Origin of the sequence: Streptomyces sp. adm13(2018), from assembly GCF_008042145.1 — a bacterium.
Classification (GTDB): domain Bacteria; phylum Actinomycetota; class Actinomycetes; order Streptomycetales; family Streptomycetaceae; genus Streptomyces.
The window spans coordinates 27,533-37,757 of sequence record NZ_RDBH01000003.1 but is presented as its reverse complement, the minus strand read 5'-3'; the positions used below and the strand labels follow the sequence as shown (position 1 = coordinate 37,757).

The following is a 10,225-nucleotide window of genomic DNA, read 5'->3' as shown; positions in this document are numbered from 1 at the left end:
GTCCCTCGGCCCCCACGTCAGACGGACCGGGTTCCCCGGGGTCCCCGCCCGTTCACGCCGACTCGCGCCTCGACACCGCGGCCGCCGCCCTCGTCTCGCGTTGACGCCTGGGTCCCTCGGCCCCCACGTCAGACGGACCGGGTTCCCCGGGGTCCCCGCCCGTTCACGCCGACTCGCGCCTCGACACCGCGGCCGCCGCCCTCGTCTCGCGTTGACGCCTGGCCGCGTCCAGGAGCCGGGCCCAGGACTCCACCGTCGGCCGGCGTTTCAGCAGAGCCCGGCGTTCCCGTTCCGTCATGCCGCCCCAGACGCCGTGCTCGATCCGGCGGTCCAGCGCGTGCGCCAGACACTCGGCCTTCACGGGGCAGCCGGTGCACAGCGCCTTCGCCCGGTTCTGCGCCGCTCCCTCGACGAACAGCTCCTCCGCGTCCACCGTCCGGCACAACGCCGACACCATCCAGCGCTCGTCCATGCTCCCCCGCCCCGACCCCGACCCACACCGCCTCTACGGTGAGCGGCGCTGACAGAGCAGGGACGCTACGGAGGCATGTGCCAGCGGTCTACAGCTCGCCCCGCGCTTCCCCCTTTCGAGTGACAGACACAGACGGCCCCCGGCCACCTCACACAGGCATCCGGCCAACAGAGGGGGAGGACGGTCATCCCCCGTGCCCCTGCTGTACACGTACCGGCGCGGCGTCGTTCTCGCGGGCGGGATACGGGATACGGCCGGGTCTCCCGGCGTACGAAGTGCAGCTGGACCACCAGGGCCACCAGGGTGGCGGTGAGACCCCCGGGCGTCATGACCGCGGCGGGCGAGGTGCGGTCGACGACGTTGCCCGCGAGAAGGGCAGGTTCACCGAAAGGTGTGGGATCGGGAGGTGTGGGTGGTTGCAACGGGGGCAGGCGGAGAGCGAGCGCATGGGACCGCTCAGGGTAGGCAGGGTTTGTCGGACGCCCCTTCCGGCGGACTCCTGGATGGTGGAACGGCCCGCACCGGGTGATGGTGCGGGCCGTTCGCCGTGGGCGCGGGGATGTCCGGGAGCCCGGGTACGCGCCGGGGATGGTGTCCGCCGGCCTCACATCCGGACGAGTCGCCCTTCGGATATCGCGCAGACCGGAAGACTCTCGGCGGCCGTCAGCATCTGCTCCGTGGCGGGTCCGGGCAGATCCGCGTGATCGGCCGGGGCGATCTCCCGGAGAAGGCCCATCACATGTGACCAGCTGTCCACTTGCCCCGTTCGTCTCTGCACGTCCGCTCGCTGGGCGGCCACGGGGTGACGATGTGACACGTGTGCCGTGCCCGTCAAGGACGCTGCGGGGAGCGGGATGCGGGCCGAGGCCCGGGCTCCCGCGGAAGTGTCTTGACCAGGGCGCTGGTGTGGCTGAAAGTGGACCCCTGATCAACTGGGGTGGGAACACATGACGCACGACGACTACGCCGACCGCTGCAGAGAACTCTTCGCGGTGGGCGGGTTCGCGGAGGCCCGGAAGGTGGCCGAGACCGGGCTGGAGGAACTGGGGCCGGATCCGGTGCTCTACCGGTGGCTCGGGCTCGCGCACGCCGCGGAGGACGAGGACGACCACGACGCCGAGGCGGAGAAGGCCTACCGGAGCGGCCTCGCGCAGTGGCCGGACGACCTCGGGCTGCTCGTCTCCTACCTGGAGCTGTGCCTGCGGGCCGACGGATGGACGTATCCGGGCCGGGTCGCGCGGGTMGGCGGGCTCAAGGAGCGGATCGCGAGCCTGGCACCCGAGGGTTCGCCCGAAGCGGCTCAGGTGGAGGCCGCGCTCGACTGGGCGGGACGGGGCTACTGGGAAGACATCCGCGCACAGACGGCCGCCGCGCGGACCGAGCGGGCGGCGCTGACGTCCCACAGTGTCGGTGTCGCGGAGGCCCTGGAACGGGGCGGCCAGGCGCCCGCTCACCCCGAGGACCTGAGAGCCGCCGAGGTCACGGCCGCACTGGAACTCCTGGCGGGCCCGTGGCAGGCCCCGCTGCGGCTCCTGATCCGCCACCGGGTGGCTGCGTACGCCACCGCCTTCGTGCTGGTCTTCATCACCAACAAGACGCTGGTGATGACCGGGACGGTCTCCTTCAGCGTGTGGGGCTGGTTCTGGTTGGCGCCGCTCCTCCTGGCCGACTGGAAACTCAAACAGGCCCGCGAACTGGCCCGAGAGCGGGTCATCGCGGCGATGCAGACCCGGCACGCGGGAACGGCGTCAGAATAGGCCGCATCTCAGGGACCACGCACGACGCCCGTGCCGTCGATGGTCTGATGGCCGCATGCGACCAGAGCACTGTGTGACAAGGAACCACATCGAGGTGTGGCACGGCCGTGCGCTGCCGTCGGGACCGGAGCGGATCCGCTTCGGGACGGTGGTGCGTGGTTCACTCCTGCCGATCCTGCTCTGGGCCGGGTTCGCGACCTTCCTGTTCGTCGTCGGCGGCTCAGTCATGGCCGTGGTTCTCGTCGGGCTGTTCACGGCGTCGTTCCTTGGGGGATTCGGGCTGCGCCGCAGGGCACGACACTCGGTTCGCTGCAGCGTCTACGGGGCGCTGGGCGGAGTGCTCGACAAGTCCATGGCCGGTTTCTGAGGAGCGCGCGTGAACACACGTCATCTGAGCACAGGGCTCGACGTCGCCCGCCTCCTGGCGGGTCCCGAACCGACCGGCTGACCCGCCGGCCGCGGCGGCTGGAAGCGGGGCTCAGACCGAACTGCTCCTGCTGAACCAGCCCCTGAACGGGGGCGCGTCCGCCGCCGTGGTGACGTCTGTAGTGCGGCCGGGGCCGTACCGTTCGGCTCTGGCCAGTGCCCTCTCCGCCTGCGCGCGCCAAGTCGCCGCGTCCGCGTCCGGGCGCGGTGGGGGCAGGTACGGGCCGCGTTCCGGGGCTTCGAGGGCCGCGGCGAAGAAGTCGCCGCCCTTCCGCCTGACGTCGTCCGTGCCCCACGAGCGGCCCTGGCCCCGTGCCGGGGCCTTCTGGAGGTGCGGGATGTGCTTGGCGCAGTGGATGTAGGCCTCCTCGACGGTGATCACCACCCATACCAGCGCCCGCCGGCCCGGTACTTCCTCGACCGGCAGCCAGGGGTGCTCGCCGCGGATCTCGTCGTCCGTCACCCCCCGCGCGCGGCCGTTGACGTGCAGCCCGACCCGGTCCCGGAGGAAGTCGACCATGAGGATGCCGACCTGCGGGTTCTCCTCGATGTTGCCCAGGCTCGCGTGGACGCCGTTGCCCCGGTACTCGGGGTAGGCCAGCGTCTCCTCGTCCAGGACGTGGACGAAGCCCGGCGGGCCCGCCCGGAAGGTGTTGTCGCAGGCGCCGTGCCGGTCCGCCGTGGCCAGGAAGAACATCTCCTGCCGGGTCACGAACTCCCGCATCCGCGGGTTCAACCGGTCGAGCACCTGATCGCCGTAGAAGCGGTCCGCGCGGTCCGTGGTGCCCATGCGCTGCTGCACGAGGTGTTCGCCGTCGCTGCCCGGGCGGATGGTCCGCAAGGTCGTCAGATCCCGCTGCGCGGCGCGTTCGGAGGGTGTCACGTCGTTGCCCCGACCAGTTCCTCGATGGAGTCGTGCCGTATGCGGTGGGTGGGCACCCCGATGCCCACGAGGGTGTCGACGCTGCGGCGGATCATCCCGGGCGGACCCGACAGGTACGCGTCGTAGGTGTGCCAGGGCCCGAACTCGCGCACCGCCTCCGGTATGCCACCCGACAGCAGCCCGACGGGCCCGTCGTCGACCACGGGCCGCACCGACAGCCACGGGTGCGACTGCTGGAGCCTCAGCATCGTGTCGATGTCGTACAGCCCCTGGTTCCGCCGGGCGCCGTAGAACACGTCGACGGAACGGCGCCGACCGTGCTGCGCGACGTCCTCCACCAGCGCCTTGATCGGCGCGATCCCCGTGCCGCCACCGAGGCACAGCAGTCCGCTGTCGCTCGTGTGGTCCACGGTCATCGAACCGCCGGGCGGGCCGAGCCGGACGACGTCACCGGGACGCGCCCGGTGGACGAGGGCGTTGGAGACCCAGCCCGCCGGCACGGCCTTCACGTGGAAGGACAGCAGCCCGTCGGAACGGGGCGCGGACGCGAAGGAGTAGTGCCGCCACACCCGCGGCCACCAGGGCGTCTCCATGGCCGTGTACTGCCCGGCGAGGAAGGGGTACGGCCCGTCGGGGCGGACCGTGACGATCGCGATGTCCTTCGTCCGCATGACGTGGGAGACGACCTCCGCCTGCCACCAGGCGGGCGCGCGGAGCTCGTCCTCGGTCGCCGCGTCGATCATGATCTGGGAGATCGTGGTGTACGCGCCCACCCACGCGGCCTCGGTTCTCGGCCCCCAGGTCCCCGGAGCGTGCCGGGAGAGGGCGCCGATCAGGGCCTCCCCGACGGCCGGATAGTGCTCGGGGAGCGTGCCGTACTTCCGGTGCCCGCGGCCGAGGTGGGTCAGGTACGTGGTCAGCGTGACCGGATCGTCGGCGTGGGTCGCCGCGGTGAGCAGCGCCTTGAACAGCCGGTCGCGCTGGGTGTCCATCGCGGCGGGGAAGAGGTCCCGCAGCCCGGGGTGGCGGAGGAAGAGCAGGGCGTAGAAGTACGAGGTCACCGTGTCGGCGATCGGCTCGATCTCCGCCATCGTGCGCCGCAGCAGGTCCGTCGTGGACGAAGCCGATGTCGGCCCGGGGGCTGGGCTCGGGGCGCGTGGCGGCGTCGGTGCCGATGCGCGCTCCGCCGGGTGCGCGGGCTTCCCCGTCGCCCGGTCGTCCCCGGGGCTCCCCGGCCGCCCGCTGCCCTCCGGCGCCGACGGGCTTCGCCCGAACCATCCGCCGTCCTGGCCGCCGGCGGCGGCGTCGGAGCCGTACCCGCCGGCCGACGGGGTGGTCGGAGTTGCCATCGGTGTGCCTCGCTTCGAACGTCGTCGGTCGGTCGTCTTCCGCGGGGTCTGTTCGTGCCCCGATCTCCTTCGCCCACGTCGTTCGACGCTTACTCGTACGGGTGAACGGGGCCGACCATACCCCGCCCCTCCGCATCCCACGGAGTCCCGCGAACGACGCCCGGCGAAAGGCGTTTCTGCTGTTCAGAAGTCGGTTACCGCTGAGTAGTAAGTGATTTCAACCGTTTGTAGAACGGCCGTGGCGGCGCATTCGCCGACCGAAGACTCACGCCGTGTCCCTCACTTCTCCACATCCGCACCACAGATCGCCGACCACTCGCGGCCCGACCCGCCCCGGGCGGACCGGGCTCCCGCGAGCGCCGCTCAGGGGCGGTCAACTCTCGTCGGTCAGTGGCCGGTCGAGTACGCCCGTGAGCCGTGCTCCCGACCGGTCGGCCCCGCGGTGCCCGCGCTTCGCGCCGTCCGACGCCTGCTCCAGCCGCAGCCGCGCGGTGCGGCCGCGCAGGGTCAGCGTCATCAACTGGTTGCCGAACCACGGCCCGCCGTCGCGCTCCCACCGGATCGCCGGCCTCGCGACGCGCCCGTGCCGGGCGAGGAGGTGGCCGATGCCCTTGGCGAACCGGCTCCAGCCGAAGCGGAACGCGGCCCTCATGGGTGCGGGCACCGAGTTGTGCAGCGGCGAGCAGGTGAACTGGTAGACCCGGGAGCGCACCGGGGGACCGGAGGTCCAGACGGGCTCCGCCACGTAGGCGTGGTGTACGTCCCCGGAGAGCACACTCACCGTCGCCGGGGCCGGGTCCGCCCTCCCCACCTCGGCGAGCAGGTCCGTCAGCCTCGTGAACGACGCGGTGAACGCCGCCCAGTGCTCCAGGTCCGCCCGCCGGCGCAGCCACTCGCCGAAGCGGGCCAAGCGCGGCCCGCGTTCACCCCGGCAGAGCGCCGCGTGCCAGGCCTCCGCGAAGTGGACCATGGGCGGCAGGAGCCACGGCAGCGAGGTCCCGACCAGGAGGTGGTCGACGCCCTCCAGGTCGTCGAAGGCCTGCGTCCGCAGCCAGGCGGCCTCCTCCTCGTCCAGCATCGACCGGTGCTGCTCCTCCAGCACCCGCGCGGCCCGGGTGTCGACCATCAGCAGCCTGGTCCGGCCGAAGTCCCGCCGGTAGCTCCAGCGCACCGCCGCCGGGTCGGCGTCGGCGCGTTCCGCGAAAGCACGCAGGACGGCCGTTCCGTCGTCGGCCGCCAGGACCGCCGCGTACAGCTCGTCCTCGGCGAGTTCGGCGGGGGAGAGGTTCCCGAGGTGCTGGTAGACCCAGTACGACATCAGGCCACCGGTGATCCGCTCGTGCCACCAGGACGTCTCCCGCATCTCGGCGACCCAGGCGGCGCTCGTGTTCCAGTCGTCGATGACGTCGTGATCGTCGAAGACCATGCAGCTGGGCACGGTCGAGAGCAGCCAGCGCAGTTCGGGGTCGCCCCAGGACTCGTCGTAGAGCCGGGTGTACTCCTCGTAGTCGGCGACCTGGTCCGGCGGGGCCGAGGCGCCCGTTCCGGCACTCGCCCGGTGCCGGGCGATCCAGGCGCGGGTCTCGGCGGACGTCTCGTCCGCGTACACCTGGTCCCCGAGGAGGACGAGCACGTCGGGACGCTCGGCCTCCGGGTCGGCGGCGAGGCGGGCGGAGAGGGTGTCGAGGACGTCGGGGCCCACCGGATCGTCGTGGCCCACGGCGGGCGCCGCCCACCGGCACGAGCCGAAGGCCACCACCGCGCCCGTCGCCGGGATCGGCGGCGTGTGGATGGTGCTGGGCGGCTGGACCGAGTCCGCGAGGGGCCAGACCCGATCGCCGTCGAGCAGCACCTCGTACGTCGTCGCGGACCCCGGCGTCAGTCCGGTCACGACGACCAGCGCGTAGTGGTGACCGTTCACGCGGAACGTGGGGGCCGAGCCGCCGGCGCCGCCGGGACACCGGACCTCCGCCGTGCACGCCCGGTCGGTCTCGACCCAAACCGTCGCGCTCGTGCCCGACTCCCAGTCCACGTGACGCAGGAGCGGGCCCAGCCTCAGACCTGCCATTGCGAGTCCCCTTCCGGTGCTTCGCGCGGTGCGGAACCACGTCTCTGTACGGTACTGAACGAGGGCGGACCCGGCGCCGGTGCGGCACGGGGCGCCGGGCGCCGCGACGCCACGGACGCGGCTGCCGCCGGCCCGCCAGCCGCGGACCCCTCTGCCACGGATCCGGCCGGCACGGCCCTGTCCGCCGCCGCGTCCCCCTTCGCGCGACTGCCCCCGTATGGGACGGTGACACCATGCCGATCCCCGTGATCCTCGACTGCGATCCCGGTCACGACGACGCCTTCACCATCCTCCTGGCCGCCGCCCACCCCGCCGTCGAGCTGCTCGCCATCACCACCGTCGCGGGCAACCAGACCCTGGAGAAGACCACGCTCAACGCCCGCCGGGTGTGCTCGGTGGCCGGGATCAGCGGCGTACCGATCGCCGCCGGCCGGGCACGCCCGCTCCACGGGCCGCCCCGGACCGCTGAGAACATCCACGGGGAGTCCGGCCTGGACGGTCCCGGCTTCGGATCGGGCGAACCGGCGGTACCGGAGGACCCGCGCGGGGCGCTCGCCCTCGTCCGGGACACGCTGCTCGCGCATCCGGTACCGGTGACGCTCGTGCCGACCGGCCCGCTCACCAACATCGCCGTACTCCTGCTCGCTCATCCCGAGCTCACCTCCCGCATCGACCGGATCGTGCTGATGGGCGGCTCGACGGACCGGGGAAACACCACGCCCGCCGCCGAGTTCAACATCCTGTGCGACCCCGAGGCCGCGGACATCGTCCTCCGCAGCGGGGTGCCCGTGACGATGTTCGGTCTGAACGCCACCCACCAGGTGCGGGCCACCCCCGAGGTCGTCGACCGGATCGCCGCGCTCGGCACCCCGCTGAGCGGGCTCTGCGTCGATCTGCTCACCTATTTCGCCTCCACCTATCGCGAGGTCTACGGATTCGACGCGCCCCCGCTGCACGATCCGCTCACCGTCGCCCACCTGATCGACCCGTCCCTGGTCAGCCTCGTACGGGCCGCGGTCACCGTGGAGCTGACCGGCACCCACACCCGGGGAGCGACGGTGGTGGACCTGCACGGGGTGACCGGCGCTCCCGCCGACGTCGAGGTGGGCATGGAGGTCGACACGGAGGGCTTCTGGGACCTGATCGTGGAAGCCGTCCGCGTCCTGGGCGGTCGGTGAACCGGCGCGCGACCCCGTGGGACCGGGACCGGGACCGTGGCCGGGACCTGGACCGGGGCCGGAACCGCGGCCGGGACCGGGGCCGGCCACCCTGCCGGATCAACCCACGAGATCGGGTGCCCGCAGCATCTCGGACGGGATGCCCCAGGCGTCGACCAGGTCGACCGCCAGCGGCCGGACCTTCCGGCACAGATCGTTCACCTCGCGGCTGATCGCCTTCGAGCGCTGCACGGTCAGCCGGCCGTGCTCCATGAACCAGGCCCGGTCCGCCTCGATCGTCGACAGGGCGAACAGATCGCACAGCAGGGCCAGCGCGGCCTTCTCGTCGCCCTCGGGCATCGCGCGCACCTTCTCGACGAACGCCTCCGTCACCAGCCGCTCGACGTGGGCGCGGGCGAGCGCGACGACGTGGTCCTGCACCTGGGAGAAGACCTCGCCCGGATCGCGCTTCTGGTCGGTCCCGCTCTTGATCCGGCGCGCCAGGCCGGCCAGCATGTGCTCCTCCCGGAAGCGGACCATGGCGAGCTGGTACTCGGAGTCGAGCAGACCGGCCTCCCGGTCCCACTCGTCGCCGCCGGGCAGCAGATCCCGCACGCGTTCGAGCACCTTGTGGACGGATGCCCGCTCCAGGACCGTCTCGACGGCGAGACCGGTGACGAAGCGGACCATGCCCGCCTGGTCGAGGTCCTCGAACGCGCTCGCCTGATCGGTGAGCAGCCCCTTGGCGACGAGCTGCAGAAGGACGTGGTTGTCGCCCTCGAAGGTGGTGAAGACGTCGCTGTCGGCCTTGAGCGCGGCGAACCGGTTGACCGCGAGGTACCCGGCGCCGCCGCAGGCCTCGCGGCACTCCTGGACGACCCCGGTGGCGTGCCAGGTGGCGAGCGCCTTCAGCCCCGCGGCGCGGGATTCGAGCCGGCGCCGCGACTCGGCGTCGTCCGTGATGCCGGAGAAGACGTCGTGCAGCTCCGAGCGGACCACGTCCTGGGCGAAGTGCAGCGCGTACGTCCGGGCGATCAGCGGCAGCAACCGGCGCTGGTGCAGCCCGTAGTCGAGCAGCACCTGCTCCTCGGCCTCCGATGCCGCCGAGAACTGCCGCCGCCGCACGGCGTACCGGGTGGCGACCGCCAGGGCGACCTTGGAGATGCCGATGCCGGCGCCGGCGATGCTCACCCGGCCCTGTACCAGCGTGCCGAGCATCGTGAAGAACCGCCGGTGGGGGTTGTCGATCGAACTCTCGTAGACGCCCTCCGGGCTGACGTCGGCGAACCGGTTGAGGAGCGCCTCGCGCGGGACCCGTACGCCGTCGAACCGGAGCCGGCCGTTGTCCACGCCGTTGAGCCCCATCTTGCGGCCGTCGTCCTCGATGCGGACGCCGGGCGCGGGCTCACCGCCGACCCGCACGGGTACGACGAAGGCGTGCACGCCGTGGGACTCCCCGGCCACCTCCAGCTGGGCGAAGACGACCGCGAGCTCGGCGTGCCGGGCCGCGTTGCCGATGTAGTCCTTGCGCGCCTCCTCGCCGGGCGTGGTGATGACGAACTCCTGGCGTGCGGCGTCGTACCGGGCGACGGTGCCGAGCGCCTGGACGTTGGAGCCGTGACCCGTCTCGGTCATCGCGAAGCAGCCCATGAGCTCGCCCGTGATCAGCCGGGGCAGATGGGCGTCGTGATGGCGCTGGGTGCCGAGGTGCAGGATCGCGCCGCCGAACAGACCGAACTGCACGCCGACCTTCACCAGGACCGACAGGTCGCCGAAGGCCAGCGTCTCGAACGCGGCGATCGAGGCGCCGACGTCGTCGCCCCCGCCGTAGCAGGCCGGGAACCCCATGCCGGTCTGTCCCGTCGCGGCCATCTCGACCACGATCTCCCGCACCCGTTCGCGGAAGGCGTCGAGGTCGAGTTCCTCGGCCTCTTCGAGAACGGAGGCGTACCGGGACAGGTTGGTCCGTACGAGACCGCGGATCCCGGCGTACTCGCCGTCGAGAACGGCCGACAGCGCCGGGACGTCGATCTCGGGCTGGACGTATCCGGGTGTCGCCGGCGGTCGCCAGGGAGACGACCCTGTTGTCGCCGTAGTCGGAGACGTACAGGAG

General features: G+C 72.2%; 8 protein-coding genes. 3 read left to right on the top strand and 5 right to left on the bottom strand.

What is annotated here, in order from left to right; all coding sequences use genetic code 11:
* Window positions 1-163: 163 nt before the first annotated feature.
* A complete protein-coding gene (locus tag EAO70_RS00310) occupies window positions 164-472 on the bottom strand; it encodes a WhiB family transcriptional regulator (protein ID WP_148001016.1) in 309 nt (102 codons plus the stop codon).
* Window positions 473-1,419: 947 nt separating this feature from the next.
* Here EAO70_RS00310 and EAO70_RS00300 point away from each other — a divergent pair.
* Window positions 1,420-2,229: a hypothetical protein gene (locus tag EAO70_RS00300; RefSeq protein WP_148001015.1), complete on the top strand. Its 810-nt coding sequence runs from the start codon at window positions 1,420-1,422 to the stop codon at window positions 2,227-2,229.
* A gap of 73 nt (window positions 2,230-2,302) precedes the next feature.
* Window positions 2,303-2,596 carry a hypothetical protein gene (locus EAO70_RS00295; RefSeq protein WP_261992559.1) on the top strand — a complete coding sequence of 98 codons (294 nt, stop codon included), beginning with the start codon at window positions 2,303-2,305 and terminating at the stop codon, window positions 2,594-2,596.
* 111 nt (window positions 2,597-2,707) lie between these two features.
* Here the strand turns inward: EAO70_RS00295 and EAO70_RS00290 are convergent, their stop codons facing one another.
* The 3 genes from EAO70_RS00290 to EAO70_RS00280 form a co-directional block, all read right to left on the bottom strand.
* A complete protein-coding gene (locus tag EAO70_RS00290; protein ID WP_187283656.1) occupies window positions 2,708-3,445 on the bottom strand; it encodes a pyridoxamine 5'-phosphate oxidase family protein in 738 nt (245 codons plus the stop codon).
* Between the two features lie 89 nt (window positions 3,446-3,534).
* Window positions 3,535-4,887 (bottom strand): globin domain-containing protein, encoded by a 1,353-nt coding sequence (locus EAO70_RS00285; RefSeq protein WP_148001013.1) that lies wholly within the window; start codon window positions 4,885-4,887, stop codon window positions 3,535-3,537.
* A gap of 373 nt (window positions 4,888-5,260) precedes the next feature.
* On the bottom strand, window positions 5,261-6,955 hold the full coding sequence (locus EAO70_RS00280; RefSeq protein ID WP_148001012.1) for an alkaline phosphatase D family protein: 1,695 nt from the start codon (window positions 6,953-6,955) through the stop codon (window positions 5,261-5,263).
* Between the two features lie 233 nt (window positions 6,956-7,188).
* Between EAO70_RS00280 and EAO70_RS00275 the strand changes: the two genes are divergently transcribed.
* On the top strand, window positions 7,189-8,133 hold the full coding sequence (locus EAO70_RS00275; protein ID WP_148001011.1) for a nucleoside hydrolase: 945 nt from the start codon (window positions 7,189-7,191) through the stop codon (window positions 8,131-8,133).
* Between the two features lie 99 nt (window positions 8,134-8,232).
* On the opposite strand, the gene EAO70_RS00265 is transcribed toward EAO70_RS00275, so the two are convergent.
* Window positions 8,233-10,143, bottom strand: coding sequence for an acyl-CoA dehydrogenase (locus EAO70_RS00265; RefSeq protein ID WP_148001018.1), 1,911 nt, complete (start codon window positions 10,141-10,143; stop codon window positions 8,233-8,235).
* Window positions 10,144-10,225: the final 82 nt, after the last annotated feature.